Consider the following 26,297-nt stretch of genomic DNA (forward strand, 5'->3'; position numbering starts at 1 on the left):
GGTCACCTGACCCTCGGACGCCGTAAAACTCAATCGAACCCCGATCTAGTCGAACAGGGTCGAGACCGAGCGTTCTTCGCTGATGCGGCGCATCGCCTCGGCGATGAGCGGCGCGATCGTGACTTGACGCACATTCTGCGACACGCGCACGGCTTCGGTCGCCATGATGCTGTCGGTGATGACCAGCCAGTCGATGGGTGCTGCCGAGACACGGGCCACGGCACCGCCCGAGAGCACGCCATGGGTGACATAGGCGCTGACCGAGACGGCACCCGCTTCCTTCAGCGCCACCGCGGCGTTGCAGAGCGTGCCGGCCGAATCGACGATGTCGTCCACCAGCACGCAGCGCTTGCCGTCGACGTCGCCGATGATGTTCATCACTTCCGACACGCCGGCCTTCTCGCGCCGCTTGTCGATGATCGCCAGGTCGGCATCGAGCCGCTTGGCATAAGCCCGCGCGCGCACCACGCCGCCGACGTCCGGCGAGACGATGGTAATGTTGCCGCGGCCGAAATTCTGCTCGATATCCTTCACCAGCACCGGGGCGGCGAAGAGATTGTCGGTCGGGATGTCGAAGAAACCCTGGATCTGGCCGGCATGGAGATCGAGGGTCAGCACGCGGTCGGCGCCAGCCACCGTGATGAGGTTCGCCACCAGCTTGGCCGAGATCGGCGTGCGCGGGCCGGACTTCCGGTCCTGGCGGGCATAGCCGTAATAGGGGATGACGGCGGTCACGCGGCGCGCCGATCCGCGGCGCAAGGCATCGAGCGTGACCAGCAGCTCCATCAGATTGTCGTTGGCGGGAAAGGAGGTCGACTGCACCACGAACACGTCCTCGCCGCGGACGTTCTCATGGATCTCGACGAAGACTTCCATATCCGAGAAGCGGCGCACCGCCGCCTGGGTCAGCGGAAGATTGAGATAGGCCGAGATCGCTTCGGCCAGCGGCCGATTGCTGTTGCCGGTCAGAATCTTCATTGCTTACACCCGAATGCGCCCGCGGGCGCCCGAACAAGGGCAGGACCCGCACCCTGCCCCCCGCGAAGGCGGCCGGAGAGTATCAATCCGTCATAGGGCTGTAAACGAAATTGGCCGGCTGCGACAAATTCACAGAAACATGAAAAATATCAATGTGATAAGGGTGAATCCGGCGAGCATCAGAAGGTAGGGCATGGATGTGTGGCGCAGCCCCCTCCCTAGCCCTCCCCCTTGCAGGGGGAGGGGACAACAGACGGCAATCCCCTCTCCCGCTTGCGGGGGAGGGTTAGGGAGGGGGCTGCTCGCTGCGGCACCGTCACTTCACCACCAGATCCACCGGCATCCGCGACAGCGCCTCGCAGCCATGCTCGGTCACGAGCACGGTCTGGCCGTTGGTCATGGCCATGCCCTTGGCGCTGTCGAAGATGATGATGTGGATGAAGAACACCTGGCCCGGGACGGCAGGCTCGGGATTGCCGTGATAGAACATCGGCCAATCCATCCAGTTGGGCGCGAAGGTGGTACCGAGGCTGTAGCCGGTCGCGTTCATCCGGTTCTCGCGATGGCCATGGGCGTCGCAGACCCGGGCATAGGCGTCGAACACCTCGCCGATCGGGCGGCCGGGTTTCAGCGCCGCCTTGCAGGCCTCGAGCGCCTCGACCGCCACCTTGTGCATCTCGAGCTGTCCCGGCATCGGCTCGCCGATCGGGATCGTGCGCATGAGGCAGGCATGATAGTGGCGATAGACGCCGGCGAATTCGAGCGTGAGCTGATCCTTGGCATCGAGCTTCCGCCGTCCGCTGAAATAGCGGCAGAGCAGCGCGTCGCGGCCTGAGCCGATGATGAACTCGTTGGCCGCATCGTCGCCGCCCTCGCGATAGATGGCACTGTGCATGGCCGCCAGGATGTCGCCCTCGAAGGCACCAGGCCCGGCGAGGCGATGGGCCTCCTGGAGCGCCTTGTCGGCGAGCTCGGCTGCCTTGCGCACATAGACGATCTCGGCGGGGCTCTTCACCAGCCGCAGGCGGCTCACCAGGTCGGACGCATCCTCGAGCTTGCAGAAATCCTCAAGCGCCGCATTGAGGCGCATCGCGTTGCGGCCGGTCAGGCCATAGGCCTCATATTCCACGCCAAGGCGTTTGTTATGGAGATGGAGCTCGGCCAGCATCGCCTTGAGCTCGAGCGCGGGCGCGGCCTCGGGTCCGTCGACCCAGATGCGGATATCCTTGATCACCGAGGTTTGCTGCGCCTGCAGGAGGTCGGGCGCGCGCGTCAGCAGGAAGAAGCGGCCATCGGCGCCGAGATAGAGGCATTGGAAGAAGACATAGCCGAAGGTGTCGTAGCCGGTCAGGTAGAACATGCTCTCCTGCCGGAAGATCAGCAGCCCGTCGAGGCCGCGCGCCTGCAGCATCGCCACCGCGCGGGCGCGCCGGCCGGCCAGTTCATCGGACGTAAAGTGAAGTGCCATGTTGCTTCCTCGGATTCGAAAGAAGGGGACGAGACCGAAGCGGGCTCGGGATCAGGGCTCCAGGCAGACCAGTGAGAGCAGCCGGCCGTAATCCTTCTGGCCTTCGAGCGTGGTGCGGCGATAGCTGAAGAAGCGGTCGGCCTCGGCACAGGTGTCGCAGTAAGCGAGGTTCACGCGCTTGACGCCGGCGGCCCCCAACCGCGAGGCGACATAGCTCGGCAGGTCGAAGAGGTAATGGCCGGCCCGGCGCGAGGGCGCGAAATAATCTTCGTTCTGCGGGTTCTGCGCCAGGAACGGCGCCGGAAATTCCGGACCGACCTCGTAGGAGCGCTGCGCGATGCAGGGTCCGATGCCGGCGACAACGCGGTCGACCTTGGCGCCGAGCTTGACCATGAGCTCCAGCGTCGCCTCCACCACGCCGCCGATGGCGCCGCGCCAGCCGGCATGGGCCGCACCCACGATGCGCGCCTGCGGATCGGTCATCAGCACCGGCGCGCAGTCGGCGGTCAGGATGCCGAGCGCGATCCCGGGCTGGTCGGTCACCATCGCATCCACCTGCGGCGCCTCTTCGCGCTTCCAGGGAACGGTGACATGGACCGCCTTGGCGCTGTGAACCTGGTAGCAGGTGACGAGCGGCAGTCCCTCCAGCTCGGCTTGCGACAAGGCGCGGCGGCGATTCTCGGTGACGCGCTCCGGATCGTCGCCCGAGCCATAGCCGCAATTGAGCGAGGCATAGAGGCCTTCGCTGACGCCGCCCAGCCGCGTCATGAAGCCGTGGCGCACACCGTCGAGATCGTTGAGCCGACCGAGCGTGATCATGGGAAAGGTTCCAAGCCTCGTGACAATCAGTCGGGCGGAAAACCGGCGGGCGCGGGGCCCTGGGGCGCCGTCAGGGCCAGCGCCTGAAACAAGGTGCCCATTTCCCGCGGGTCGAGCAAGCGGGCGAGGGCGCGCTCGACGCCGGCACGGGCGGCGGCATCCGCATCACGGGTCAGGCGCTGGGCCCGGAGCCGGATGCCGAGCGCCTCCAGGAAGGCGCCCTGGGTCATGGGGCCGTGCGCCCGGGCGCCGCGTTCCCGCGCGGCGCGGCCGAGGCCTGCGAAATCCACATGCGCGCTGAGATCGACCCGGCCCGGCTCGATCAGCAGATTATCGATGCGGCGATGGCCCTGGACCGCCTGCAGGCTCCAGCCCTGCCCGTCGCCATAGCCGTAATCGACCAGCAGCGCGGCACCGCCCTGCTGCCCCAGACGGCGGCCGATCTCGCCGGCGATGGTCAGGCCCTGCGGCGAGATCTCGGCCAGCCTTCCGACCGGCGACCGCCGGGTTTTCTCGTCCAGCAGCCCGATCTGCGGGCCTGCCGGGATCAAGGTCCATTCCAGGTCGGCATCGACCGCCGGCTCGATCACGGCGCGCTCGCGCCAGCCCTCGCGGGTGCGCTCGAACTGATGCACCGGCAGCGCGTCGAAGAATTCATTGGCGACGAGAAGGAGCGGCGCCTCGGGCAGATCCGCCAGGGTCTCGTGCCATTGCGGCGGGGCGATCGGTTCCGCGAAGGGTGCCAGGGCCTCGGCCTGGCGCTGGCGCAACACCGGGCTCGCCTCGATCAGATGCAATCGCAGCGCTTTGTGAAAGGCGGGCCGCAGGCGCGTTGCGCGCAGCGCGTCGGCGATCAGCGTGCCGCGACCAGGCCCCAGCTCCACCAGCAGAACCGGATCGGGCGCGCCCATGCGTTCCCAATAGTCGAGACACCAGAGGCCGAGGAGCTCGCCGAACATCTGGCTGATCTCGGGCGCCGTCACGAAATCGCCCGCGGCACCCAGCGCCGGCTGGCACCGGTAATAGCCATGCTCGGGATGAAGCAGCGCCTCCTGCATGAAGGCGGCGACCGTCATCGGTCCGGTCAGGCGCAGGCGGCGGCGGAGATGGGTCTCGAGCGGTGTCATCGCTTGCATCCGGTCGCGGTCCGGAACGCGTGCCTCATTGCGGCGCGGGCTTGGCCCGCCAGATGAAGATCAGCCCCATCACGATCATCGGCAAGGACAGCAGCTGGCCCATGGTGGTGCCCATGGCGAGGAATCCCAGCTGCGGATCGGGCTCGCGGAAGAACTCGACCAGAAAGCGCGACAGCCCGTAGCCGGTGAGGAACACGCCGGACAGCAGCCCCAGCTTGCCGCGCGCCGGCGTGAAGCGGGCGAGGAACAGCAGAATGAGAAACAGGACGATGCCCTCGAGCGCGGCTTCATAGAGCTGGCTCGGATGGCGCGGCTCCGGCCCGCCGCGATCGAACACCAGGGCCCAAGGCACATCGCTGACGCGGCCGAACAGCTCGCCATTGTTGTAGTTGGCGAGCCGGCCGAAGAAGAGACCGATCGGCGTCGCGCAGGCGATCACGTCGGCGAGCGCGAAGAAGGGCAGGCCGCGGCTGCGGGCGAACAGGATCATGGCGAGGATCACGCCGATGAGACCGCCATGGAACGACATGCCGCCCTGCCAGACCATGAAGATCTTGAGCGGGTCCGCGAGATATTCCTGGCCATTGTAGAAGATGACATAGCCGATGCGGCCGCCGAGGATGACGCCGAGCACGGCCCAGACCAGGAAGTCGTCGAACAGCCCGCGGCCCAGCGGCATCGGCGCCAGGGAGCCGAGCCAGACGCAATAGCGCCACCCGGCGAGCAATCCCAGCACATAGGCGAGCGCGTACCAGCGGATCGCGAAGGGCCCGATCTGCAGCAGGACCGGATCCAGATGAGGATAGAGAGTCGCGAACAGCATGAGATGCCTGACGCCGTTGAGGTCCGCGCAAGTTATAGGTGCTGGCCCGCGGTCGCGGCAAGCGTCCCCCGGCTTCTCCCTTGGCGCCGAACCCCTTTCACCGCCACAATCGTGAGGCCGTCACGGCGCGGCGATCTCGGGGAAGGTGCATGGCGATGGGTGGACTGAAACGTGCGGCGATCTGGGGCCTGGGGCTGACATGGCTGCTGATGGGCGCCGGGTTGCCTGCGCATGCCGACGAGTTTCCGGTCGGCGACAAGGGCAGCATGTGGGCCGATCCCTATCTGATCGGCTCCTATCGCCATATGGGCGACATCTACGCCTCGCGGCGGGTGCCGCGTTCGGGTCCGGTCTCCGAGCTGCCGGCGGGCGAGCCGCTGACGATCGACAGCTTTCCGGTCGGCGGCGTGGCGATGTCCCTCGAAGATTATGTCGCGCGCGCCCGCACCACGGGACTGATCGTGCTGAAAGATGGCAAGGTCGTGCTCGAGCGCTATTGGCATGGTGCCGATGCGACTTCGCGCTTCGCGTCCTGGTCGGTGGCGAAGTCCTTCGTCTCGACGCTGGTGGGATTCGCCGTCGCCGACGGCCTGATCAAAAGCGTCGAGGATCCCGTCACCGATTACCTGCCGGAGCTCCAGGGCAGCGGTTATGACGGCGTGCCGATCAAGGCGATCCTGCAGATGTCGTCCGGTGTCGCCTTCAACGAGGACTATGAGAGCAGCGCCTCCGACGCGCTGATCTTGTGGAACCAGGTGCTGCAATACAACAAGCGGACCTTCAGCGATTTCGCTGCCCGGTCGAAGCGCGAGGTCGAGCCTTACGCGAAGTTCAATTACAAGGGCCTCGACAGTGTCGTGCTGGGGATGCTGGTGGCGCGCGTGACCGGCAAGAATCTCTCCACAGATTTGGCCGAGAAGATCTGGGGGCCGCTGGGCATGGAGGACGATGCCAGCTGGCTTCTCGAGGATCGCAGCGACAAGGCGCTCGAGGCCCCTTTCTGCTGTCTCAATGCAAGGCTGCGCGACTATGCGCGCTTCGGCCAGTTCATGCTCCAGGGCGGCGCCTGGGACGGCAAGCAGCTCTTGCCGGCGAGCTGGATTGCCGAGGCGACCCGGCCCGACCGCAGCCAGGTCGAGTTCGGGGCGCTCTATCCCGGAACCTCGCTGGGCTATCAATATCAATGGTGGGTGTTGCAGGGCTCCGACCGCGCATTTAGTGCGGAAGGTGTCAATGGCCAGTTCATCTATGTAAATCCCGCCAAGCAACTGGTGATCGTCATGACCAGCGTCTGGCCGCAGTTCTGGGATAACCGGCTGGCGAAGGAGAGTTTCGCGCTGTTCGACGCGATCGGCGCCGCGCTGCCCGACTGAGCGCCTCGCGACGATCGGCCCATCAAACCGGTCCAAACGCACTTGTTCTGCAACGCGAGCCGTATAACATCGTCGCCGCCATGAGCCAGAACGCCGATAGCAGGAGCCTTCGCGTGCAAACCCAAAATCGGTTCCTCGATGACCTCGCCAAAGTGGCGGCGAGTGCGCTGGGGGGCATGAGTTCGATGCGCCAGGAGATCGAAGGGCGGATCCGCGAGCAGTTCGCGCGTCTGCTGTCCGGCATGGAACTCGTGAACCGCGAGGAATTCGATGCGGTGAAAGCGATGGCGGCCGAGGCGCGGATGGACCAGGAGCGGCTGCGAAGCCGTCTGGCCCAGCTCGAGGCCGAACTCGCCAAGGCGCGCGAAGACGCCAAGGTGGCTTCTCCCTCGACGCCCGCTTCGACCCCACCGGCCTGACGCGACCGGCCTCCTTCCCCTGCGCGCTCCAGCCGTCTGCGAGGGAGCGGGTTCTCCCCTGCGCCATTGCGGAAATGTGACGCGGACGCCCCCAGGACCAGTTGTCCACAGGGGGTGTCGGAACCCGACGGCGATTTCCCCTTTATCCCATCAGATAGCAGTTGCACCCGGAGTCCTGATTTGGCACGCTAAATCTGGTGGGTAGATTGAGCTGTCATTCTACATATCGGGGCCACCACAAGACCTACCCGGATGTCCCGTCGCCCGGAAACTGCGCGCCCAGCGCATTTCGATCCGACCAGGGCCATTCCGTCACCGCCTACGTCTCGGTGCCCCGAGGCCGGCTCTTGGCAAGGAGGGCGCCTGATGGCGACAGCCAGGTTTGAGCGGACCGAGCCCCGGCATAACCCCCTCGATATCCTCGAAGAACTGGTCAGCGCCAACGAATGGCGTTTCGACCGGAATGCCGACGAGGAAATGGTGGTGGAGTTGCCGGGTCGCTGGTGCGATTTCCGTATGTTCTTCGTCTGGCACGAAGATCTGGAAGCGGTTTACTTCTCCTGCACATTCGATCTCCGGGTTCCGGCGCATAAACGCAGCGCCGTCGCCGAATTGCTCGCCCTCATCAACGAGAAACTCTGGCTGGGCCATTTCGACGTCTGCTCAGACGAGCTGGTGCCGATGTTCCGTCACACGGTCCTTCTCCGTGGCGCCGGGGGCGTGAGCCCGGAACAGCTCGAAGACCTGGTCGATATTGCGATCAGCGAATGCGAGCGCTTCTATCCTGCCTTTCAGTTCCTGCTGTGGGGTGGCCGCAAGCCCGATCAGGCGATCGAGGCGGCGCTGCTCGACACGGTCGGCGAGGCCTGATAAGCCGCCGTCCCCGAGGTCCGGCCGATCTCCGGCCGGACCTCGGCGGATCTGAAGGAGGGTTCTTTCCATGCGCGATCTCGAGGGACCGCTGCTGCTGGTCGGCTGCGGCAAGATGGGCGGCGCCATGCTCGCGGGCTGGCTCGGCCGCGGCCTCGATCCGGCCGAGGCCCACGTCGTCGAGCCGAACAAGGCGGCCCTGGGCGATCTCGCCGACCAGGTGCGCCATCACGCCGATTTCTCCAGCCTGCCGGCGGCCCTGGCACCCCGCGTCGTGGTGCTGGCGGTGAAGCCGCAGATGATGGCCTCGACCCTGCCGGGCTGCCGGCGTTTCGTCGCGCCCGGCACGCTGTTCCTGTCGATCGCCGCCGGCAAGACCATTGCCTATTTCGAGCGCGAGCTGGGCCGGGGGCCATTGGTGCGCGCCATGCCCAACACCCCGGCCGCCATCGCGCGCGGCATCTCGGTCGCGGTCGCCAACCCGGACGTCACCGCGGATCAGAAGGAGCAGGCCGACCTGCTGCTGAATGCGGTGGGCGAGGTCGCCTGGGTCGACCAGGAATCGCTGATCGACCCGGTCACGGCGCTTTCCGGCGGCGGACCCGCCTATGTCTTCCTGCTGATGGAATATCTGGCGGCAGCGGGCGCGGCCTCGGGGCTGCCGCTCGATCTGGCCCGGCGGCTGGCGCGGGTGACGGTCTCGGGGGCGGGCGAGCTGGCGCGGCAGAGCGCCGAGTCGGTCGAGCAATTGCGCCAGAACGTGACCAGCCCCGCCGGCACGACGCTCGAGGCGCTCAAGGTGCTGATGGCGGATGACGGACTGAAGCCGCTCCTCATCAAGGCGATCGCCGCGGCGACGCGACGCTCGCGCGAGCTCGCCGGCTGAACGGAGGCCAGGATGTCGGCGCCGTCCGATCCGGGTTTGCATCCGAGTGCCCAGCGGGTCCAGGCGCTGCTGCGCGCCGCCGGCCATAGCGGCGAGGTGGTCGAGTTCGCCGAGACCACCCGCACCTCGGCCGAGGCGGCCGCGGCCATCGGCTGCGATGTCGCGCAGATCGCCAAATCCCTGATCTTCCGCGCCCGTCCCTCGGACCGGCCGGTGCTGGTGATCGCGTCGGGCCGCAACCGCGTGAACGAGAAGCTCGTGGTGCAGCAGCTCCTGGCCAAGGGCCTGGGCGAGGGGCTTGTCCGTGCCGATGCGGATTTCGTGCGCGACAAGACCGGTTTCGCCATCGGCGGTGTGGCGCCGATCGGCCATGTTACGCCTCCCATCATCTTCATCGACCGCGATCTCCTGGGCTATCCTGGGATCTGGGCCGCCGCCGGCACGCCGCATGCGGTCTTCCAGCTGACGCCCGAGGAACTGGTGCGGGTGACCGGGGGCGAGGTCATCGCCGTCCTCTGAGCCTGCTGGGGCGTAAGACCTTGGGGCGACCGCCTTTCGATGCCGCCTTCGGCGCCCTACATTGAAGGGACAGCAGCTTCGTCACGGGACATAGGACCATGGCACGCAGGGCAAAGGCGCGACGCGGAGGCGGCAAGGCGGAAACCGGGACGGCGCAAACCCGTGCCAGGGCGCGGCGCAAGGCCGGTCCCAGGGCCGCCAAACTTGGCGACTCGGGGGCTGCCAATGCCGATTCGCTCGAGGAAGCGGTTGTGGCCGCCGCCATGGCCCTGGCCGAGCGCCAGCCCTGGACCCGGGTCACCCTGGGTGACATCGCCGAGGAGGCCGGCCTGCCCTTGGCCGCGCTGATGCTGGCTTTCCCGTCCAAGACCGCCGTTCTGACGGCCTTTCAGCGTGGAATCGACCGGGCGGTGCTGCAGGCCGGCGAAGTCGGGGAGGGCAGCGCCCGCGACCGGCTGTTCGAACTGCTGATGCGCCGGCTCGAGGCGTTGAAGCCCCATCGCAAGGCGCTGGCCTCGATCGCGGCTGCAGCACCCCACGATCCGGTCGGCGTCATCTGCGGCTGGAGCCGCCTCCTTCATTCGATGAGCACGGCCCTGGCGCTGGCGGGGCTCTCGGCAGATGGGCTGCAGGGGATGATCCGGCTCAAGGGGCTGGCTGGACTCTATGGGTCGGTTCTGCCTGTTTTCCTGCGCGATGACAGCGACGATCTCACCCGCACCATGGCGGCGCTCGACGGCAGGTTGCAGCGCATCGAGACTGTCATCAATTGGTTCCGGGGCCGGATCAAACCGGAAACATGAAATTCATGTTATTGAAATATAACATTTAATTTCATTTTTGTTGCAGTGCAAAATAAATCTTGACGGAGCCGGTGCAGCTCCCATATTGTGCAGTGCAACAAAGAGATTTCGGCACCGATCCCCAACCGGGCCGCACCCCCCTGACACCGCGGAGACCAACCATGGCCAAGGCGCAAAGCACTGTGTTCGACTACGAATTCCCCAAAATGCCCGATTTCTCGCAGCTGCAGCAGGACTACAGCCGCTATTTCGGTGACTTCAGCAAGATGTTCACGGCCGGCAAGTTCCCCGGCTTCGACATCGAGGCGGCGATGACCTTCCAGCGCAAGAACATCGAAGCGCTGACCCAGGTCAACCAAGCGGCCCTCGAGAGCGTCCAGTCGCTCGCGAAGCGCCAGTCCGAGATCGCCCGCGAAGCGGTCGAGACCTATTCGAAGTTCGCCAAGGAAATCGGCGCCGTCAGCGTCGAGGACCGTTTTGCGAAGCAGGCCCAGGCTGCGAAGGAAATCTTCGAGCAGGCCGTGACCAATCTCAATGAGCTGCGCGAGATCGCCCAGAAGTCGCAGGATAAGGTCGCGACCCTGATCAGCAAGCGCGTGAGCGACAATCTCGATGAGGTCAAGTCGGCCCTCCAGCCGAAGACCGTCTCGAATGGCGCCGCGAAGAACTAAGACCGATTAGACAGTCGGTTTCCTCCCAGGCCGTTTCGCCGCAAGGCGAAACGGCCTTTCTTTTTTGATTCCGCGGCAAAGCCGGCCCCGTTTTGCCGCGAGGCGAGACGGCCCATCTTTCTTGATGCGCTGCTTCGCCGAATAGGCAAGGCGGCGATTTCTTTTTATGGTCGCGAGGACTGAAAGCCCGATGCGACGCGAAGGGGTCCGATGCGATGAGCGAAGCCAAGAAGCCGGCGGTGCAGCCTCTGCGCTCCGCCATCACCTATGAGGATTTCGACCGGGTCGACATCCGGGTCGGCACCATCATCGCCGTCGATCCCTATCCCGAGGCGCGCCGTCCCGCCTTCAAGCTGCAGGTCGATTTTGGCCCCGAGATCGGCACCCGCAAGACCTCGGCACAGGTCACGAAGCACTACAACGCGCATACCCTCGTCGGCCGCCAGGTGGCCGCGGTGGTGAATTTTCCGCCCAAGCAGATCGGCAAATTCATGTCGGAGGTGCTGGTGCTGGGATTTCCCGACCATGAAGGCGAGGTGGTGCTGATCAGCCCCGAGCGCCCGGTGCCGAATGGCGGGAAGTTGTATTGAGCGGCATCGCAGCTTCGATAGCGCGCAGCCCCCTCCCCCTAGCCCTCCCCCTGTATAGACCGGAGAGGGGGATGACGAGCTATCGAATTACACCGGCAACCGCAGCAGCGCCCGCAATCCGCCCATCGGCGAGCGGTCGAGCATGAGCTCGCCGCCGTGGCTGCGCATCACGTCGCGGGCAATGGTGAGGCCGAGGCCGATGCCGCCGGTCTCGCGGTTGCGCGAGTTCTCGAGCCGGAAGAAGGGCCGGAACACTTCCTCGCGCATGTCCTCGGGGATACCCGGGCCGTCATCGTCGACCGCGATCTCGATGGCGGCACCGACATAGTCGGCGGCGATGGTGACGCGTCGCGCATGGCGGCGGGCATTGGCGATCAGATTGTCGAGGCAGCGCCGGATCGCATCGGGCCGGATCGAGACCGGCATGGGGCCCTCGACCTTGAGCTCGACCGGCTGGCCGGCGCGCGCCGCACCATTGGCGACCTCGCGCAGCAGCTGCGCCAGATCCACAGGCTCGGGCTTGGCGGTGCTTTCGCCGCGCGCGAAGGCGAGATAGCCCTCGACCATCTTCGCCATCTCGGCGACGTCGGCACGCAGCTCGTTGACCTCCGCGCTCTCAGGCATCATGGCGAGCTCGAGCTTCATCCGGGTGAGGGGCGTGCGCAGATCGTGGCTGACGCCCGCCAGCATCTCGGTGCGCTGCTGGATCTGGCGCTGGATGCGGGCCCGCATCAGGTTGAAGGCCGCGCCCGCCTGGCGCACTTCCTCGGCCCCCTTGAGCTCGAAGTCCGGCACGTCATGGCCCTTGCCGAAGGCGTCGGCCGCCAGCGCCAGGCGCTGGATCGGATGCATCTGCGCGCGCATGAAGAAGGTCGCCGCGCCGAACAGCACCAGCGAGGTGCCGACCATCCACAGGATGAAGACATAAGTGGTCGAACTGAACAGCCGCTTGCGCGGCGCGATCACGCGCAGCACCCCGTCGGGCAGCTGCACATAGATCTCGACCAGGTTCTTGAGCGAGCGGCTGTCGATCAGGAACGGTCGCTGCACCCGCGCGTTCAGCGCATTGGAGAGCTTCTGGTCCATCGACATCTGCTGCGCCAGGATCGGCTCGTTCGGCAGCACCGCGCCTGGGAGCAGCTCGGCATCGATCAGCATCTTGTCGTGGGCGATCTGGAAGATGCGGGGATATTCCTCCGGCCCCTTGGCCATCTGCATCATCTCGATGACGGCGCCGATGTCGCCGCCCACGCCATAGGCGAGCTGGCGGGTCACCGTGTCCCAATGGTCGTCGTAGAAGACCCAGGTGGCGATCACCTGCAGCAGGATCAGCGGCGTCACGATGATCATGACCGCGCGGCCGAAGAGCGAGCGCGGCAGCACGGTGTTCCACAGCCGGGCGAAATCGCGTTCGGCCTTGCGGGACTTTTCGGCGGGGAGGGTCGAGCTCACCATGGCTCAGTCCAGCCGCAGCATGTAGCCGCGTCCCCGCACCGTATGGAGATAGCGGGGAAAGCGCGGATCGGGCTCGATCTTGCGGCGCAGGCGCGTGATCTGCACGTCGACCGCGCGTCCGCTGCCTTCGGCCGAAGGTTGCTGCGACAGTTCCTCGCGGCTGACGGCCTCGCCGGCGCGCTGCGCCAAGGCCGCCAGCAATTCGGCCTCGGCCGCGGTCAGGCGAATCTCCTCCTGGCCGCGCTTCAGCTCGCGCCGGTCGAGATCGAAGGCATGGGGGCCGAATCGCAGCAGCCGGCGCGGTGCTGCCGCGGCCTGGGCGTCGCGGCTGCGGCGCAGCACATTCTGGATGCGCAGCACCAGCTCGCGCGGCTCGAAGGGTTTTGCCAGATAATCGTCGGCGCCCTGCTCGAGACCGGCGATGCGATGCTGCGCCTCGCTCATCGCGGTCAAGAGCAGGATCGGCACATTGCTCTCCCGGCGCAGGGATTGGGTCAGTTCCAGCCCGCTCTCGCCCGGCATCATGATGTCGCAGACGATGAGGTCGAAAGAGAGGCCGGCCAGCCGCTCGCGCGCCTGCTTGGCGTCGGCGGCGGCGGTCACGCGAAAGCCCTTGTCGGCGAGGTATTTGCGCAGAAGCTCTCGGAGCCGGTTGTCGTCGTCCACGACGAGGATGTGGGGCGCTTCGGCGGTCATTGCACCCGGATTATAGGCCGGCGCTCCCGGCCCAGGCCAGCCGGCCGAGGCTTGCGCGGGGTGGGCCGGTCCGACGGTCAGGGCTGCCGGCGCGGCAGCGCCAGGGCGGCGCGGTCTTCCTCATTGATCAGGCCCAGCAGGACCTTGCGGAAGCCTTCGACCGCATCGGCGCCGGCACCGCGATAGGCGGCGGCGATCAGCGAACGCTGGCGCTCCGACAGGCGGCGCTCCAGCTCGGCACCCTTCTCGGTCAGCTCCAGCAGCCGTTGCCGGCGGTCGCGTTCGCCAGGGCGCTGGCTCACGAAACCCTGCTCGACCAGGGCGCCCAGCACGCGGGAGAGCGACTGCTTGGTGATTTTGAGAATGGCCAGCAATTCCGACACCGTCATGCCGGGTTTGCGGCCGACGAAATAAATCACGCGGTGATGGGCCCGGCCGAAGCCGAACTCCTCCAGCATGGCATCCGCCACGAAAGTGAAATCGCGGTAGGCGTAGAACAAAAGCTCCATGCCTTGCCGAAGATCCTCTTCGCGCAAAAACAAAGGGTTGGCAGGGGGACGAGGGTCGACCATGGCGCACAAGGTAACAGGTTTACGTCAGTAATATTGACATAATTCCAGGTTTTGGTCTAAAACCGATCGGGACAGTGCTGCTATTATAGTGCTCCGGTTCACGCTGCTCCGCGCCAAAAAAAATCAAGACTCGGTTTGGCGCCGGGCGGCCGGCGGGAGCCCCGGAACCGGCTTCAACAGACGGGATGATCGACCAGGCGCCCGGCGGGCGCCCTTCAGAGAGAGGTTTCGACGGTCATGAGTGTTCTGCCCTTCGACGATCGCGATGGTGTCATCTGGTTCGATGGCAAGCTGGTGCCCTGGCGCGAGGCGAAGATCCACGTCCTCACCCACGCGCTGCACTATGCCTCCTGCGTCTTCGAGGGCGAGCGCGCCTATGGCGGGCAGGTCTTCAAGCTGACCGAGCATAGCGAGCGGCTGGTCAAGTCCGCCGACATCCTCGGATTCAAGATTCCCTACGGCGCCGCCGAGATCGACGCCGCCACCAACCAGGTGCTGAAGGCGATGAACCTGCAGGACGCCTATGTGCGTCCCGTGGCCTGGCGCGGCAGCGAGATGATGGGCGTCTCGGCCCAGCAGAGCAAAATCCACCTCGCCATCGCGGTCTGGGAGTGGCCCTCCTATTTCTCGCCCGAGCTGCGCGAGAAGGGCATCAAGATCCAATGGTCGAAATGGCGCCGCCCGGCGCCGGACACGGCGCCGACCTCGAGCAAGGCGGCCGGTCTCTACATGATCTGCACACTCTCGAAGCATGAGGCCGAGCGCAACGGCTATGCCGACGCTCTGATGCTGGATTATCGCGGCCAGATCGCCGAATGCACCGGCGCCAATGTGTTCATGGTCATCAATGGCGAGATCCACACGCCCAAGCCCGATTGCTTTCTCGACGGCATCACCCGGCGCACCGCGATCGATCTCGCGCGCCGGCGCGGCATCAAGGTGATCGAACGCGCGATCTTCCCGGACGATCTGAAGAAGGCGCAGGAGTTCTTCATCACCGGCACCGCGGCCGAGGTCACGCCGGTGGGCGAGATCGCCGAGCATAAATTCACGGTGGGCGCGATCACGCGCCAGATGATGGCGGACTACAGCGCCGAAGTGCGCAAGCCCGCGAGCCAGCGCAGCGCCGCCGAATAAGCCCGCGCCGACGCTTCGGAGCCAAAGGGGCCGTGCTCCCGAGAGGGACGCGGCCCTTTTCGATTCCGCGCGCATTACGCCCCCGTAAACGTCATCGAGCGGGTTTCATTCTAGTGGCCGGTCCGCCGGGCGCCCTATAACTCGTCGCGACAACGCTCTCATGCTGGGAAGGTCCCCGCCCGATCGGATCATCCGACACAAGGAGACTGCAATTGGCAAAGAAAGACAAAACACTGGCGTCGCGCCGGGAGTTGCTGATCGGCGGGGCCGCCATCATCGCCGCTTCGGCCGCTTCCACCGTGTCGGGCACGGCGGTCGCGGCCGAGACGCAAGGTCTGCAGTTCCAGAAGAGCGACACCGCGGTCGTGTTCATCGACCCGCAGAACGATGTGCTGAGCGAGAAGGGCGCGAATTGGGGCGCGGTCGGCGCCAGCGTGACCGAGAATCACACGGTCGAGAATATGGAGCGGATCTTCAAGGCGGCGAAGGCGAAGGGATATGAAGTGTTCATATCGCCGCATTATTTCTATCCCACCGACAACGGCTGGAAGTTCAACGGACCGCTGGAGAGCGACGAATTCCGAACCCACACCTTTGCCCGAAGCGGTCCGCTGACTCTGGCGGGCTTCCCGAACTCGGGCGCGGACTGGCTGGATCGCTTCAAGCCCTATATCGAAGATGGGAAGACGGTCATCGTCAGTCCGCACAAGGTATGGGGGCCGCAGACCAACGATCTGGTCCTGCAGCTGCGCAAGCGGCGAATCGGCAAGATCATCCTCGGTGGGATGCTGGCGAACATATGCGTGGAGTCGCATCTGCGCGAGCTCCTCGAGCAGGGCTTCGAGATTGCGGTGGTCAAGGACGCCACCGCCGGCCCCCGCCATCCGGAATGGGGCGACGGCTATCAGGCGGCGATGATCAATTACCGCTTCCTCGCCCATGCGGTGCTCTCGACCGACGAAGCGGTCGCGGCCATGGGGTAGGAAGCCCGCGAGCCGGCGTCGCAAGATCACGCGGTCCAAGTCATTTATTTCTAGTTCGATCAGCGATATGCTCGCTAGGATATATCCCTTGCGAGAATAGATATGCGCACGGCGCTCGGTTGCCCCTATGCCCAGAAGGCCTTCGCTTATTCGGCGCCGATTGGGGCCCTCGCCGGCTTGATCGGGCTCGGCGGCGGCGAGTTTCGCCTGCCCGTGCTGATGCACGTCATCGGCTTTCCCGCGAAGGCGTCGATCCCGCTCAACCTGATCGTCAGCCTGACGACGCTGGCGGCGGCCCTGCTGTTTCGCAGCCATGTCGTGCCGGCTGGCGCCCTGGAGCAGCATCTGCCGGAGATCATCGGGTTGATGGCGGGCGGCATGATCAGCGCCTTTTGGGGCGCTGCGCTGGTCCATCGCCTGAAGAGCGAACGCTTGATCGCTGCCATCGCGATCCTGCTGGCGGCGCTGGGTGGTCTTCTGCTGATCGAAGTTCTTTTTCCCTTTCAGCCGCTCGATCTGCCTTCCGAACTATTCGTGCGTCTTCCTATGGCTGTTCTGATGGGGCTCGGTATCGGGCTGGTGAGCAGTCTCCTGGGGGTGGCCGGCGGCGAGCTTCTGATCCCGACCCTGATGTTCGTCTTTGATGCCGACATCAAGACGGCCGGGACCGCGAGTTTGATGATCTCGCTTGCGATCGTCGCGATTGGGATCTGGCGCTATGGACGGCTCGGCGCCATCCCACGCGGACGCGGCCCCCAGCGCATCACCATGGCGATGGGGCTGGGCTCGGTCGTTGGCAGCCTGATCGGTGGCCTGGCCGCTGCCGCCGCACCGGTGTTCGCGCTCAAGATCCTGCTGGCGCTGGCGCTACTGGCCGCCGCTGCAAAGATCTTTTGGGAACGATCGTCCGCCCAGGGTTGAAAGCGGCTTCCTAGAGCTTCGGGCGGCGGTCGTCGCTGTCATACATGGGCCGCAGCCGCTCATAGGCGCTGGCGGCGCGGAACACGGCGACATCGTCATAGGGGCGGCCGACGATCTGCAGGCCCGTCGGCACGCCCGATTTGGCGAAGCCCGAGGGCACGCTCATGACCGGGCAGCGGCTCATGGCGTTGAAGGGCGGGGTCATGCACCAGTCGAGATAGCCGTCGATCTTGACGCCGTTGATCTTGATGCCCGGATCGCCGAGATCGGCATCGGCCTTGATCGCCGGCAGGGCCAGGGTCGGGCAGATCAGCAGGTCGTAGGTCTGGAACAGCGCGCCCAGCTTCTCATACATGGCGCTCTCGATCTCCATGCCCTCGACGAAATCCACCAGCGTGGTCTTCTTGGCGCGGCGCGCGAACTCGCGGGTATAGGGCATCATCTTGCGGCCATGCTCGGGGATCAGACGCGAGACCCAGGCGCCGAAGAGCCCCGAGAGATGAGCCCAGGTGGCGCGCTTCACATCCTTGGTCCAGCCGATCTTGACCTCCTCGACCTTGGCGCCGAGGTCGCGCAGCGCTGCGGCCGCGGCTTTCGTATTGGCCGCGACCTCGCTGTCGACTTCGTAGAAATCCAGATCGACGGAAAGTGCGATGCGCCAGCCCTTGATCCCTTCGAACTTGTCGGGGATGCGCAGCTTCGGGCGCACCGGCACGATGTCGCGCGGATGCGGGCCCGACATCACGTTCTGCAGCATTGCCACGTCGGAGACCGAGCGGGCCATGGGGCCGGCATGGTTGTACCAGTCGAGATTGAAGGGACCGGAATCGGGGTTGCGGCCATAGGGCGGCTTGAAGCCATAGACGCCGCAGGCGGAAGCCGGGATGCGGATCGACCCGCCGATATCCGAGCCGTTGGCGAGCGTCGTGGTGCCGGCGGCGAGCGAGGCACCCGCGCCGCCCGACGAGCCGCCGGATGTGTAATAGAGGTTCCAGGGCGTGCGGGTCGTGCCCCAGAGCTTGGTGTGGGTGATGGGCGCGCAGGAGAACTCGGGCGCGCAGGAGCGGGCCAGCATGATGGCGCCCGCCTTGAAGATCAGCTCGGCCGGCGGGGCCGTGACCGTATCGACATTGTCCTTGAAGACCAGCGAGCCGAAGGTGGTGCGCTCGCCCTTGATGGTGGTCTCGTCCTTGATGACGATCGCCAGGCCCTCGAGCGGCCTTGTGCGGCCGTCGGTGCGCATATATTTCGCCTCGGCCTTCTTGGCCTGGTCGATGGCGCGGTCATAGAAGGTATAGGTAAAAGCATTGACCTTGCTCTCGACCCGCTCGGCGCGCTCCACCAGCGCCCGCACCAGCTCCACCGGCGACAGCTTCTTGGTCTTGAAACGCCGCACCGCTTCGGTCGCGGACAAATAGCAGAGATCGAGATCCGTCATGTCGATTCCCCTGGATTTTTCGTGGCGCATTGACTGCGCCGACAAGTCTTGATTTCGGTCATAGCACAAGGGATGGCGGACACCCAAGCGCGATGGCACTCTGACGAAAAGGAAGGGGAGGAAGCAGGGACGATGCGTCGGCCACTAGAGCCAGCGCTTCTTGGCGCTCTCGTCGCTGTCGCGGGCACTCACCCATTCGCCGCCATCGGGCGTCTCTTCGAGCTTCCAGAAAGGCGCGTCGGTCTTGAGCCAGTCGATCAGGAACTGGCAGCTCTCGAGCGCGGCCGCGCGATGGGCCGAGACGGTGATCACCAGCACGATCCGGTCGCCGGGCTCGAGCCGGCCATAGCGATGAATCACGAGGCTGCCCTGCAAGGCCCAGCGCCGATGCGCTTCGGCCTCGATCTCGGCGAGCTTCTTCTCGGTCATGCCGGGATAATGCTCGAGCGTCATGGCGCCGATCGGTTTGTCGCCCGCCATGTCGCGCACGAGGCCGACGAAACAGGCGAGACCGCCGATGTCGTGGCGGCCCCGCGTCAGCGCCGTCATCTCGGTGCCGGGATCGAAATCTTCGCGTTGAACGCGGATCATGGCGGCCGCCCGCTCAGCCGCCGGTGACGGGCGGGAACAGCGCGACCTCGTCATTGGCCGCGACCGGATGGTCGAAATCGACATAGTCCTGATTGACCGCGACACGCACCAGCTTGCGGTCGGCCAGGGCCGCGCGATAGCCGGGCCCGCGCTGGGCGAGCCAATCGACCAGGGCCCCCACCGTCTTGACCTCGGCGGGCAGCGCCAACTCCTCTTCGCCGCAGCCGATCCGGGCGCGGAACAAGGCAAAATAGAGCAGTTTCATAAGGGCCAGATTAGCCCCTCGGGCCCGGCGCGGCCAGCCTCAGAGGATCAGGGCTCATCATCCTCGCCGGCCGCCGCGGGCAGCGTGCGGCAGCTCTCGCGAATAGCCTCAGACCCGGCGGGGTCAAAGCTGCGATTCATCCAGCGGCCGGTGGCGGCGAACCAGAGGGCCGAGCGATTGAGACGCTCGGCCGCACCGCCGCGGACTCGCTTCGAGACTGTGATACGCAGGACGGAGACGACGGGGATGGAGACGGCCGGAAGCGAAAGGGTGGGCAGCATGGCATGGCCGGCCTCGCTCGGGTCGGCCGAGAAGTCCTGCAACGGGGAGGGGCTTTGATCGGTCATCGGCGCACTCCTGCCTCGGTGTTGTTCGCGCTCTTCCAACGCAGATCGGCTCGATGGGATCGAAGTCCGATTGAGTCCAGGGGCAGCAGGAAGAACGCGTCGTCGTTCGCAACGCGTCCCTATTCAACCCAGAATCGATGGCGGCAATGTGGCAGTGCCGCCGATCCGAAGTGATTTCTCTGTGATGATGTGAGGGCACCGCGTTACGCGATGGTCACGCTGCCGCAGCGCAATATCAGCGTGAGCCCGCGCCGCGTCTCGCCTTACGCATAGCCGAAACAGCTCGCGACGGTGGCGGTTCTTTCACGAACGGCCTCGGCTTCCATGGGCGAAAATTTCAGTCGGTAATAATCCGGACGGTGCAGCCGCTCCTCCGCTTGGCGCAGCAGCGCCTCGTCGGGCTCGAGGTCCGCATGCGCCAGGATGCGGATGAGCGTTTTCCGCGGCGTCGCCACGAGATCCTCGTAGCGCACCATCAGGATCGCGTCGGCGAGCGCGTCGTCGGTCTCGATTTCCTTGGCCATCAGGCCATAGAGCCCGGCCCATTGCAGGGCCCAGCCTTCGGCTTCGCGGCCGGCCTGCCGGAGCGCCCGGATCTCCGCGGTCGCATCGGAATTGCCGCAATCGATCGGCTGACGGTCGAGCCCGAACTCGTAATGGCCGGCGCGCGCGAGGTGTCGTCGGGCAGCCGGATAGCGAGCTTGCGCTTCGCAGAACAGCCGATGCTGCTTCATCAGCGAAGCCACATGCCAGAGCGGTTCGCGGATCGGCACGATGAAGCGGGCATCGGGAAAGAGCTTCAACAGATAGCCATGGCGCGTGCTGTCGTAATTGGCCTTGGCGAGATAGCGCGGCCGGTCGCGCACCAGCATCAGCTTGCGCATATGGTCGCGCAGGAAGGCTTCGAAGGCCGGTTCATCGGTCCGGGAATCGAGCAGGGCGGAATGCGGCGTTTGGTGGAGGTCGGGAAAGAAGGCCATCCAGGCCGGTTCTTCGAAGGCTTCCGGGCTGTCCGAAGTCACCATGATCCCGTCATGATGGGCCCGCTCCGCCGGCAGCTCCGCCTTCAGCGGCATGAATCCCAGCAGGCGGTTCCAGAGATAGGGAGTCAGCACCGGCGGGAAATCGCGATAGCGATGGCTGGCGAGCTGCGGATGGGACGCCAGGAGCTCGAGCAGCATCGTCGAGCCGCTGCGGGCGAGGCCGGTGATCCAGACCGGGGCCGTGATCGGCTGGCGATCGAGCCGGTCGCGCAGCAGCCGGCTCTCCCAGCGTGCGGCGGCGCGCATCACGGCGCCGCGCTGACAGAGAACGGTGCCGAGCGCGTCCATCCAGCCCGCCACCTGGAAGCTGCCGAGGCGGGCGTCGTCGGCCGGCCGCTCGCTCATGCGATCCGCCAGAACCGTTTGATGGCAAGGGAGGCGCTCAGCATGACCACGAAGAACAGCGGCTCCCAGCCTCGCAGCCAGGCCGGCCCCATCCGCAGCATCTCCTGCGCCGGCAGAGCGATCTCGACCCTGTCGACGGCGCTGTCGTCGGGGAGATAGCCGGCCGGATTGCCCACCAGCGCATGCCACCAGCGCCGCTTCTCCACGACCGGGACCGGCTTCGGCAGGGGGATCGATGTCGCGATCGCCCCGGTCGGGTCGCGCAGCAGCAGGCGATGCTGCTCGGGGCGCATCGCCTGATGCGGCATGACCGAGAGCTCCGCGGCGACGCCGGCACCGGCGGGCTTGGCGGCCACATCCACGGCCGCGTCCTTGTCGGGGAAGCGATAGCCATAGCTGGTCGAGAGCCAGGCCAGCATGGCGAGGATCGGCAGCATGGCCAGCAGCACGCCCGGGAGGACCAGGCCGATGCGCCGCATCGCCGTCCTCAGCACATTGCGGATCAGCGGCCAGGCCTCGGCGAACTCGCCATCAAAACCGTCGAGCGCCCGGCGCGCATCGAGCGCCTCGGTCTGCGCCCGCGCGATCCGGGCTTGCGGCGAGGCGAAGCGATAGATCGCCATCGACAGGGCGGCCGCGATCATCGCCCAAAGCACGAGACGACCGGGCGCCGGCAGCGCCTGCATCATCTGGTCGATCCAATCGAAGGCCAGTCCCGGCCAATCGAGCGCGCCCATGAGCGACTCCTTCGTCGAGCGCGACGATCAGCGGGACTGCGGGGTGCGGCGGGCGTCCGACCCGGCAATGACGGTCGGGCGGGTGCCGGATTGCGTGCCCGATTTGCGGCGGCGCTTCAGCCAGCGCCGGACCGGCCAGGCCACGACGAATCCGACCGCGGCGAAAAGGGCGAGCAGCAGGCCCCAGAGCGCGCCCAGCAGGCTGAGGCCCGCGCCGGGGCCGACATAAGCGAAGGCGGGGTGGGCGAGGGTCGCAGCCCCGAGGATGACCGCGACGGCGACGATGAGCTTGTTCATTCCCAGTCTCCTTGATTGATCGATTTCTCCTGCGCCGTTCGGTTCCCCTCTATTGCGATGTCAGCCAACCGACCTGGTCGGCGGCGAAGCGCTCGCCGCTGGCGACGATCGGGATGCGCCGGTCGGCGGGTCCCCCGCGCACCGGGTTCATATATTCCCAGGCGATCTCGCCCTGCGCCGTGACCTCGACGAGGCGGCCGCCATCGGATTCGGTGATCAAGCTGTTGCCGTTGGGCAAGCGCTGCACATTGGACCGCAGCACGCTTTCGAGCGGATGGCCTTGGGCGCCGTCATATTCCCAGGCAATGGCCATATCGGCGGGATCGATTTCCAGCACGCGCGAGCTGCCCAGCGGGCCGGTATTGCCGATATTGTCGAACATCAGGAGATGGCCGTTCGGCAACAGCGACGGATCATGCTGTCCCAGCCAGGGTCCGCGCGCGGCCCAGACGAAGCGGCCCTGGCGCGGATCGAGCACCGCGATCAGGCTCGCCTCGCGGAAGGAGAGCAGCACGTCGCCCGCCTGCCAGGCGGCGGGCGCGTTGGCGGGCGTCGCGTCGATGGGCTTGGCGGCATTGGCATGGAGCGGATCCTGCCGGCCATAGTCGGACAAGGCCGCGAGGAACTTCCGATAGGGCGATGCCGCCATCGCGTCCAGCAGCGAGATCTTCTGCTCCACCTGGCCGTCGGGCGAGAGGATCACCAGGGAATCCTCCAGCATCGGCGTGTCGAGCTGCGGCATGCTGCCGATCGGCTGGTCGCGGAACCGATGGGTCAGGGTGTAGATCCGCCCGTCCGCGCCGACCTCGACATCGTGATGGACGCGGTCGAGATATTTCCAGACGACCTTCGAATCCTTGGTCATCTTCACCAGCCCCAGGCCCCAGGGCGTGTCGCCGACACCGCTATAGACGGCCAGGATGTCGCCATTCGGGAACAGATGGACCTTGTCGAAGGAAACGAAGCTGTCGGGCCGCGGCTTCTCCACGACGGAGCTCGAATCCCACACCTGGCTGAAGGGCAGGCGCCATTCATGGACGATGCGGCCGTTCATATCGATCAGATAGGCGGCGCTCTCGTGGCCGGAGCTGTAGAGCGTGAAACCGGGAAAGGCCTTGCCGGCGTCGGCCACGGTCACGCCGCGCTGATCGCTGCGCGCATCGGCCCAGAGGTCGGTCTGCAGCGGCTCCTGATAATGAACCGTCTTGTCATAGAGCGCCGTGCCGGCGCTGTAGGCGTCCTTCAACAGGCCATAGGGCGGCAGGCGATCGAGCACCACATAGGCGCCGCCGACGAAAGCGATAAAGCAGCAGCAGAGCGTGAAGATCACCGCGCCGGTGCGCGAGGGCGCCGCATCGGCCGGGGGCGCCGACAGGCGCAGCCTTTCGCCGCCGCGATCCCATCCGGTGCCGAAGGGCGGGGTGGGGCCGAGAAGCGTCGGGTCGAGCTGGGGTCGTTCGAGGGACATGGATCAGCGATCCTGATCGGAACAAGACGGAATCGATCGCTGCGGCCCGTTGTGATCAGCCGATAACCATCACTGTCCGAAGCGCATCCCCGCTTCGGTTTACGAACGCACAACATTCTCTTAAGGGCAAATATCCAGGCCGAGGGGGTTTCGCAACCCCCGCGATGTGGCGAGTTTGTGGCTCAGCCCGCGATGAAATCAGATTCCGCGGATAGGCAGCTTATCGCAGGTCGCTGAACGGCAGGAAATCGACGAGATCGCCTGGCGCCACCGCGGTCACTTCCTCGGCGATCTCGACCAGGCCCGTGGCCGTCGTCATCGAGGTGAGGATGCCGGAACCTTCGCGCTCGAAACGCTGCACCGCTTGCTGGCCGGTCGCATCGATCTCGATCCAACCGCGCAGGAATTCGCGCCGGTCGCGCTTCTTGCGCAGGGCGAAGGCGGCGGGCAGGCGATAGCGCACCGGTTCGAGATCCCTGGCCCCCATCAGTCCGAGGATCAAAGGCCGCGCGATCCGCAGATAGGTCACCATGGCCGCCACCGGATTGCCGGGCAGGCCGACGAAGGGAACCGCCCGCCCGCCGGCATCGATCTGGCCCAGCGCCACGGGCCGGCCGGGCTTGATGGCGAGGCGCCAGAAATGCAGCCGGCCCATCGACGCGATCGCCGCCTTGACGTGATCCTCCTCGCCGGTGGAGACGCCGCCCGAGGTCAGCAGCAGGTCGTGATCGCGCGCCGCCACCTGCAGCGCGAGGCGCACCGCATCGGGCCGGTCCGGCAGGATGCCGAGATCGCTGACCGAGGCGCCGCTCTGGCGCAGCAGCGCGCCCAGGATGTAGCGGTTGGAATCATGGATCGTGCCGCTGGCGAGCGGCTGGCCGGGCTCGGCCAGCTCGTCGCCGGTCGAGAACAGCGCCACCCGCAGCCTTGCCCGCAGCGCGAGCCTGGCCTGACCCGCGGCGGCGGCGAGCCCGATCTCCTGGGGGCGCAGTCGGATTCCGGCTTCCAGGATCTTGCGGCCGGCGGTGACATCCTCGCCGCGCCGGCGCCGGTTCTGGCCGCGCTTGAGGCCGGCGGCGATCACGACGCTGTCGCCGTCGACCCGGCAATCCTCCTGCATCGCGACCGTGTCGGGACCGGCGCTGTCGTCGGGGCCCGCCGGCATGGCGGCGCCGGTGAAGATGCGAACGGCGGTGCCGCGCGGCTGAGCATGAGCGAGAGGATGGCCCGCCGCGGCGCGGCCTGAAAGCCGAAGACGCGTCTCGCCGGCCGGATCGAGATCCGCGCCATAGACCGCATACCCATCGACCGCGGCATTGTCGTGGCCGGGCACATCGAATTTGGCCACGATATCGGCTGCCAGGATCCGGTCCTGCGCCGCCTCCAGCGGCAGCGCCTCGGTGCCGACCACGCAATGGATGCGTCCGCGCAGCAGCGCCAGGGCCGTCTCGAGCGGCATCAGCGGCTCGCTATTGGAAAAACAGTCGCGATCGAGCGACGACGTCATCCGGCGGGTCGGCGCGGCGGCAGGCCGCAATGGGCGAGGATGAAATCGGCGATCGCGCCGATGTCGTCGAGCGCCAGCACCGGCAGCCTCACCCCCGGCAGGGGACCATCGCTCGCGACCGCGACGATATGCGGGTCTTCCGGATGCAGCAGCGGCTTGCCGTTGGCCTGGCGATAGATCTCGAGCTTGGGATGGGGCTCGCGCTTGAAGCCCTCGATCAGCAGCAGATCGACGGGGGTCATATGCCGCATCAGCTCGACCGCCGTCGGTTCCGGCCCGCCGCGATTCTCATGCATCAGCGCCCAGCGGTTGACCGACGACACCACGACTTCCGTCGCTCCCGCCGAGCGATGGACATAGGAGTCCTTGCCCGGCTGGTCGATGTCGAAATTATGGTGGGCATGCTTCATGGTCGAGACCGTCATCCCGCGCCCGATCAGCTCGGGCAGCAGGCGCATCATCAAGGTGGTCTTGCCGCTGCCGCTCCAGCCGGCGAGGCCCATCACCTTCATCGCGAGCCCTGGCCCTCGCTCTGCATGTGGCGCAGGCCGGTGACGAGATAGTCATAGCCGGTGACGAGCGTGAGCAGCGCCGCGACCCAGAATCCGATCTCGCCGATGAGCCGGATCGGCAGGGCGGCGGGGCCGGCATCGCCGAGAATGAGGAAGCCCAGGGCTACCATTTGCACCGTGGTCTTCCATTTGGCCAGCATCGAGACCGGCACGCCGACGCGCAGCTCCGCCAGGAACTCGCGCAGGCCCGAGACCAGGATCTCGCGGCAGAGGATCACGACCCCCGCCAGCACGGTCCAGCCCGAGATGTAGCCCAGCGCCGTCATCACCACGATCGCGGCGGCGACCAGGAGCTTGTCGGCGATCGGGTCGAGGAAGCGGCCCAGCGCCGAGGTCTGGCTCCAGCTGCGCGCCAGATGGCCGTCGAAATAGTCGGTGATGCAGGCGGCGGCATAGACCGCACAAGCGGCCCAGCGCCACACATCTCCCGGGAGATAGAGCAGCGCCACCAGGAGCGGGATGGCGACGATCCGCGAGAGCGTCAGCAGGTTGGGCAGGCTGGTGATCATGACGTTGAATCGACAAAAGTTTTGGGAAAATTCCGAATCGCCCTGGCGGGCTCGGCAAG

The 26,297-nt window shown here is 66.2% G+C and carries 30 protein-coding genes; 11 read left to right on the forward strand and 19 right to left on the reverse strand.

From position 1 onward, the window contains the following. Positions 1 to 45: 45 nt before the first annotated feature. The 5 genes from ACREE8_RS14785 to lgt all read right to left on the reverse strand — a co-directional run bounded on the left by ACREE8_RS14785 (position 46) and on the right by lgt (position 5,224). Entirely contained in the window at positions 46 to 978 is a 933-nt protein-coding gene (locus ACREE8_RS14785; protein ID WP_431573775.1) for a ribose-phosphate pyrophosphokinase, read from the reverse strand. Between the two features lie 316 nt (positions 979 to 1,294). Continuing rightward, positions 1,295 to 2,446, reverse strand: a complete 1,152-nt coding sequence (locus ACREE8_RS14790) for a M24 family metallopeptidase (protein WP_431573776.1) — start codon at positions 2,444 to 2,446, stop codon at positions 1,295 to 1,297. A 51-nt stretch (positions 2,447 to 2,497) separates the two neighbouring features. Further along, positions 2,498 to 3,265: a peptidoglycan editing factor PgeF gene (gene pgeF, locus ACREE8_RS14795; protein ID WP_431573777.1), complete on the reverse strand. Its 768-nt coding sequence runs from the start codon at positions 3,263 to 3,265 to the stop codon at positions 2,498 to 2,500. Positions 3,266 to 3,291: 26 nt separating this feature from the next. Further along, positions 3,292 to 4,392 carry a class I SAM-dependent methyltransferase gene (locus ACREE8_RS14800; RefSeq protein WP_431573778.1) on the reverse strand — a complete coding sequence of 367 codons (1,101 nt, stop codon included), beginning with the start codon at positions 4,390 to 4,392 and terminating at the stop codon, positions 3,292 to 3,294. Between the two features lie 34 nt (positions 4,393 to 4,426). Beyond that, positions 4,427 to 5,224, reverse strand: coding sequence for a prolipoprotein diacylglyceryl transferase (lgt, locus tag ACREE8_RS14805; RefSeq protein ID WP_431573779.1), 798 nt, complete (start codon positions 5,222 to 5,224; stop codon positions 4,427 to 4,429). Positions 5,225 to 5,379: 155 nt separating this feature from the next. On the opposite strand from lgt, the gene ACREE8_RS14810 reads away from it, so the two are divergent. The 8 genes from ACREE8_RS14810 (at position 5,380) to ACREE8_RS14845 (ending at position 11,355) form a co-directional block, all read left to right on the forward strand. Continuing rightward, complete coding sequence (locus ACREE8_RS14810) at positions 5,380 to 6,597, forward strand: serine hydrolase domain-containing protein (protein WP_431573780.1); 1,218 nt, start codon at positions 5,380 to 5,382, stop codon at positions 6,595 to 6,597. 80 nt (positions 6,598 to 6,677) lie between these two features. Then, on the forward strand, positions 6,678 to 7,016 hold the full coding sequence (locus ACREE8_RS14815) for an accessory factor UbiK family protein (protein WP_431573781.1): 339 nt from the start codon (positions 6,678 to 6,680) through the stop codon (positions 7,014 to 7,016). Between the two features lie 366 nt (positions 7,017 to 7,382). Next, positions 7,383 to 7,886, forward strand: coding sequence for a YbjN domain-containing protein (locus ACREE8_RS14820; protein WP_151176104.1), 504 nt, complete (start codon positions 7,383 to 7,385; stop codon positions 7,884 to 7,886). A gap of 70 nt (positions 7,887 to 7,956) precedes the next feature. Further along, positions 7,957 to 8,772, forward strand: coding sequence for a pyrroline-5-carboxylate reductase (gene proC / locus ACREE8_RS14825; protein WP_431573782.1), 816 nt, complete (start codon positions 7,957 to 7,959; stop codon positions 8,770 to 8,772). Positions 8,773 to 8,784: 12 nt separating this feature from the next. Then, the gene (locus tag ACREE8_RS14830) at positions 8,785 to 9,291 is read left to right on the forward strand and encodes a YbaK/EbsC family protein (protein ID WP_431573783.1); all 507 of its coding nucleotides are present in this window, start codon (positions 8,785 to 8,787) and stop codon (positions 9,289 to 9,291) included. Between the two features lie 98 nt (positions 9,292 to 9,389). Then, a complete protein-coding gene (locus tag ACREE8_RS14835) occupies positions 9,390 to 10,094 on the forward strand; it encodes a TetR family transcriptional regulator (protein ID WP_431573784.1) in 705 nt (234 codons plus the stop codon). Between the two features lie 161 nt (positions 10,095 to 10,255). Then, positions 10,256 to 10,765 (forward strand): phasin family protein, encoded by a 510-nt coding sequence (locus ACREE8_RS14840; RefSeq protein ID WP_431573785.1) that lies wholly within the window; start codon positions 10,256 to 10,258, stop codon positions 10,763 to 10,765. Positions 10,766 to 10,980: 215 nt separating this feature from the next. Then, the gene (locus ACREE8_RS14845; protein ID WP_431573786.1) at positions 10,981 to 11,355 is read left to right on the forward strand and encodes a tRNA-binding protein; all 375 of its coding nucleotides are present in this window, start codon (positions 10,981 to 10,983) and stop codon (positions 11,353 to 11,355) included. A gap of 87 nt (positions 11,356 to 11,442) precedes the next feature. Here the strand turns inward: ACREE8_RS14845 and ACREE8_RS14850 are convergent, their stop codons facing one another. From ACREE8_RS14850 to ACREE8_RS14860, 3 genes are all read right to left on the reverse strand, one after another. Continuing rightward, complete coding sequence (locus ACREE8_RS14850; protein WP_431573787.1) at positions 11,443 to 12,810, reverse strand: ATP-binding protein; 1,368 nt, start codon at positions 12,808 to 12,810, stop codon at positions 11,443 to 11,445. A 3-nt stretch (positions 12,811 to 12,813) separates the two neighbouring features. Further along, positions 12,814 to 13,506 carry a response regulator gene (locus ACREE8_RS14855; RefSeq protein WP_431573788.1) on the reverse strand — a complete coding sequence of 231 codons (693 nt, stop codon included), beginning with the start codon at positions 13,504 to 13,506 and terminating at the stop codon, positions 12,814 to 12,816. A gap of 77 nt (positions 13,507 to 13,583) precedes the next feature. Beyond that, positions 13,584 to 14,078 carry a MarR family winged helix-turn-helix transcriptional regulator gene (locus ACREE8_RS14860; RefSeq protein ID WP_431573789.1) on the reverse strand — a complete coding sequence of 165 codons (495 nt, stop codon included), beginning with the start codon at positions 14,076 to 14,078 and terminating at the stop codon, positions 13,584 to 13,586. 237 nt (positions 14,079 to 14,315) lie between these two features. On the opposite strand from ACREE8_RS14860, the gene ACREE8_RS14865 reads away from it, so the two are divergent. The 3 genes from ACREE8_RS14865 to ACREE8_RS14875 all read left to right on the forward strand — a co-directional run bounded on the left by ACREE8_RS14865 (position 14,316) and on the right by ACREE8_RS14875 (position 17,119). After that, entirely contained in the window at positions 14,316 to 15,215 is a 900-nt protein-coding gene (locus ACREE8_RS14865) for a branched-chain amino acid aminotransferase (RefSeq protein WP_431573790.1), read from the forward strand. Between the two features lie 212 nt (positions 15,216 to 15,427). Further along, complete coding sequence (locus tag ACREE8_RS14870; protein ID WP_431573791.1) at positions 15,428 to 16,198, forward strand: cysteine hydrolase; 771 nt, start codon at positions 15,428 to 15,430, stop codon at positions 16,196 to 16,198. A 102-nt stretch (positions 16,199 to 16,300) separates the two neighbouring features. Then, positions 16,301 to 17,119: a TSUP family transporter gene (locus tag ACREE8_RS14875; protein WP_431573792.1), complete on the forward strand. Its 819-nt coding sequence runs from the start codon at positions 16,301 to 16,303 to the stop codon at positions 17,117 to 17,119. A gap of 10 nt (positions 17,120 to 17,129) precedes the next feature. Here ACREE8_RS14875 and ACREE8_RS14880 read toward each other — a convergent pair whose 3' ends face one another. The 11 genes from ACREE8_RS14880 to pgsA form a co-directional block, all read right to left on the reverse strand. Continuing rightward, entirely contained in the window at positions 17,130 to 18,557 is a 1,428-nt protein-coding gene (locus tag ACREE8_RS14880; RefSeq protein WP_431573793.1) for an amidase, read from the reverse strand. A gap of 144 nt (positions 18,558 to 18,701) precedes the next feature. Next, positions 18,702 to 19,148, reverse strand: a complete 447-nt coding sequence (locus tag ACREE8_RS14885; RefSeq protein WP_431573794.1) for a molybdenum cofactor biosynthesis protein MoaE — start codon at positions 19,146 to 19,148, stop codon at positions 18,702 to 18,704. Positions 19,149 to 19,161: 13 nt separating this feature from the next. Beyond that, entirely contained in the window at positions 19,162 to 19,413 is a 252-nt protein-coding gene (gene moaD / locus ACREE8_RS14890; protein ID WP_431573795.1) for a molybdopterin converting factor subunit 1, read from the reverse strand. Between the two features lie 47 nt (positions 19,414 to 19,460). Further along, entirely contained in the window at positions 19,461 to 19,760 is a 300-nt protein-coding gene (locus ACREE8_RS14895; RefSeq protein ID WP_431573796.1) for a hypothetical protein, read from the reverse strand. A gap of 263 nt (positions 19,761 to 20,023) precedes the next feature. Next, positions 20,024 to 21,148, reverse strand: coding sequence for a sulfotransferase family protein (locus ACREE8_RS14900; RefSeq protein WP_431573797.1), 1,125 nt, complete (start codon positions 21,146 to 21,148; stop codon positions 20,024 to 20,026). Further along, positions 21,145 to 21,885 (reverse strand): hypothetical protein, encoded by a 741-nt coding sequence (locus tag ACREE8_RS14905; RefSeq protein WP_431573798.1) that lies wholly within the window; start codon positions 21,883 to 21,885, stop codon positions 21,145 to 21,147. The genes ACREE8_RS14900 and ACREE8_RS14905 overlap by 4 nt, the downstream gene beginning before the upstream one ends. Before the next feature lie 27 nt (positions 21,886 to 21,912). Beyond that, positions 21,913 to 22,182 carry a hypothetical protein gene (locus ACREE8_RS14910; RefSeq protein WP_431573799.1) on the reverse strand — a complete coding sequence of 90 codons (270 nt, stop codon included), beginning with the start codon at positions 22,180 to 22,182 and terminating at the stop codon, positions 21,913 to 21,915. A gap of 49 nt (positions 22,183 to 22,231) precedes the next feature. Then, a complete protein-coding gene (locus tag ACREE8_RS14915; protein ID WP_431573800.1) occupies positions 22,232 to 23,650 on the reverse strand; it encodes an arylsulfotransferase family protein in 1,419 nt (472 codons plus the stop codon). A 220-nt stretch (positions 23,651 to 23,870) separates the two neighbouring features. After that, entirely contained in the window at positions 23,871 to 25,157 is a 1,287-nt protein-coding gene (locus tag ACREE8_RS14920) for a molybdopterin molybdotransferase MoeA (RefSeq protein ID WP_431573801.1), read from the reverse strand. Next, positions 25,154 to 25,669, reverse strand: a complete 516-nt coding sequence (gene mobB / locus ACREE8_RS14925; protein ID WP_431573802.1) for a molybdopterin-guanine dinucleotide biosynthesis protein B — start codon at positions 25,667 to 25,669, stop codon at positions 25,154 to 25,156. The genes ACREE8_RS14920 and mobB overlap by 4 nt, the downstream gene beginning before the upstream one ends. Then, the gene (gene pgsA, locus ACREE8_RS14930) at positions 25,666 to 26,238 is read right to left on the reverse strand and encodes a CDP-diacylglycerol--glycerol-3-phosphate 3-phosphatidyltransferase (RefSeq protein ID WP_431573803.1); all 573 of its coding nucleotides are present in this window, start codon (positions 26,236 to 26,238) and stop codon (positions 25,666 to 25,668) included. Before pgsA ends, mobB begins: the two co-directional genes overlap by 4 nt. Positions 26,239 to 26,297: the final 59 nt, after the last annotated feature.

Source organism: Hypericibacter sp. (assembly GCF_050729195.1).
GTDB lineage: Bacteria > Pseudomonadota > Alphaproteobacteria > Dongiales > Dongiaceae > Hypericibacter.

Excerpts from the sequence above, each read along its gene's own strand:
- ACREE8_RS14785 (WP_431573775.1), bottom strand. The coding sequence starts at position 978 with ATGAAGATTCTGACCGGCAACAGCAATCGGCCGCTGGCCGAAGCGATC.
- ACREE8_RS14790 (WP_431573776.1), bottom strand. The coding sequence starts at position 2,446 with ATGGCACTTCACTTTACGTCCGATGAACTGGCCGGCCGGCGCGCCCGC.
- pgeF (WP_431573777.1), bottom strand. The coding sequence starts at position 3,265 with ATGATCACGCTCGGTCGGCTCAACGATCTCGACGGTGTGCGCCACGGC.
- ACREE8_RS14800 (WP_431573778.1), bottom strand. The coding sequence starts at position 4,392 with ATGACACCGCTCGAGACCCATCTCCGCCGCCGCCTGCGCCTGACCGGA.
- lgt (WP_431573779.1), bottom strand. The coding sequence starts at position 5,224 with ATGCTGTTCGCGACTCTCTATCCTCATCTGGATCCGGTCCTGCTGCAG.
- ACREE8_RS14810 (WP_431573780.1), top strand. The coding sequence starts at position 5,380 with ATGGGTGGACTGAAACGTGCGGCGATCTGGGGCCTGGGGCTGACATGG.
- ACREE8_RS14815 (WP_431573781.1), top strand. The coding sequence starts at position 6,678 with ATGAGCCAGAACGCCGATAGCAGGAGCCTTCGCGTGCAAACCCAAAAT.
- ACREE8_RS14820 (WP_151176104.1), top strand. The coding sequence starts at position 7,383 with ATGGCGACAGCCAGGTTTGAGCGGACCGAGCCCCGGCATAACCCCCTC.
- proC (WP_431573782.1), top strand. The coding sequence starts at position 7,957 with ATGCGCGATCTCGAGGGACCGCTGCTGCTGGTCGGCTGCGGCAAGATG.
- ACREE8_RS14830 (WP_431573783.1), top strand. The coding sequence starts at position 8,785 with ATGTCGGCGCCGTCCGATCCGGGTTTGCATCCGAGTGCCCAGCGGGTC.
- ACREE8_RS14835 (WP_431573784.1), top strand. The coding sequence starts at position 9,390 with ATGGCACGCAGGGCAAAGGCGCGACGCGGAGGCGGCAAGGCGGAAACC.
- ACREE8_RS14840 (WP_431573785.1), top strand. The coding sequence starts at position 10,256 with ATGGCCAAGGCGCAAAGCACTGTGTTCGACTACGAATTCCCCAAAATG.
- ACREE8_RS14845 (WP_431573786.1), top strand. The coding sequence starts at position 10,981 with ATGAGCGAAGCCAAGAAGCCGGCGGTGCAGCCTCTGCGCTCCGCCATC.
- ACREE8_RS14850 (WP_431573787.1), bottom strand. The coding sequence starts at position 12,810 with ATGGTGAGCTCGACCCTCCCCGCCGAAAAGTCCCGCAAGGCCGAACGC.
- ACREE8_RS14855 (WP_431573788.1), bottom strand. The coding sequence starts at position 13,506 with ATGACCGCCGAAGCGCCCCACATCCTCGTCGTGGACGACGACAACCGG.
- ACREE8_RS14860 (WP_431573789.1), bottom strand. The coding sequence starts at position 14,078 with ATGGTCGACCCTCGTCCCCCTGCCAACCCTTTGTTTTTGCGCGAAGAG.
- ACREE8_RS14865 (WP_431573790.1), top strand. The coding sequence starts at position 14,316 with ATGAGTGTTCTGCCCTTCGACGATCGCGATGGTGTCATCTGGTTCGAT.
- ACREE8_RS14875 (WP_431573792.1), top strand. The coding sequence starts at position 16,301 with ATGCGCACGGCGCTCGGTTGCCCCTATGCCCAGAAGGCCTTCGCTTAT.
- ACREE8_RS14880 (WP_431573793.1), bottom strand. The coding sequence starts at position 18,557 with ATGACGGATCTCGATCTCTGCTATTTGTCCGCGACCGAAGCGGTGCGG.
- ACREE8_RS14885 (WP_431573794.1), bottom strand. The coding sequence starts at position 19,148 with ATGATCCGCGTTCAACGCGAAGATTTCGATCCCGGCACCGAGATGACG.
- moaD (WP_431573795.1), bottom strand. The coding sequence starts at position 19,413 with ATGAAACTGCTCTATTTTGCCTTGTTCCGCGCCCGGATCGGCTGCGGC.
- ACREE8_RS14895 (WP_431573796.1), bottom strand. The coding sequence starts at position 19,760 with ATGACCGATCAAAGCCCCTCCCCGTTGCAGGACTTCTCGGCCGACCCG.
- ACREE8_RS14900 (WP_431573797.1), bottom strand. The coding sequence starts at position 21,148 with ATGAGCGAGCGGCCGGCCGACGACGCCCGCCTCGGCAGCTTCCAGGTG.
- ACREE8_RS14905 (WP_431573798.1), bottom strand. The coding sequence starts at position 21,885 with ATGGGCGCGCTCGATTGGCCGGGACTGGCCTTCGATTGGATCGACCAG.
- ACREE8_RS14910 (WP_431573799.1), bottom strand. The coding sequence starts at position 22,182 with ATGAACAAGCTCATCGTCGCCGTCGCGGTCATCCTCGGGGCTGCGACC.
- ACREE8_RS14915 (WP_431573800.1), bottom strand. The coding sequence starts at position 23,650 with ATGTCCCTCGAACGACCCCAGCTCGACCCGACGCTTCTCGGCCCCACC.
- ACREE8_RS14920 (WP_431573801.1), bottom strand. The coding sequence starts at position 25,157 with ATGACGTCGTCGCTCGATCGCGACTGTTTTTCCAATAGCGAGCCGCTG.
- mobB (WP_431573802.1), bottom strand. The coding sequence starts at position 25,669 with ATGAAGGTGATGGGCCTCGCCGGCTGGAGCGGCAGCGGCAAGACCACC.
- pgsA (WP_431573803.1), bottom strand. The coding sequence starts at position 26,238 with ATGATCACCAGCCTGCCCAACCTGCTGACGCTCTCGCGGATCGTCGCC.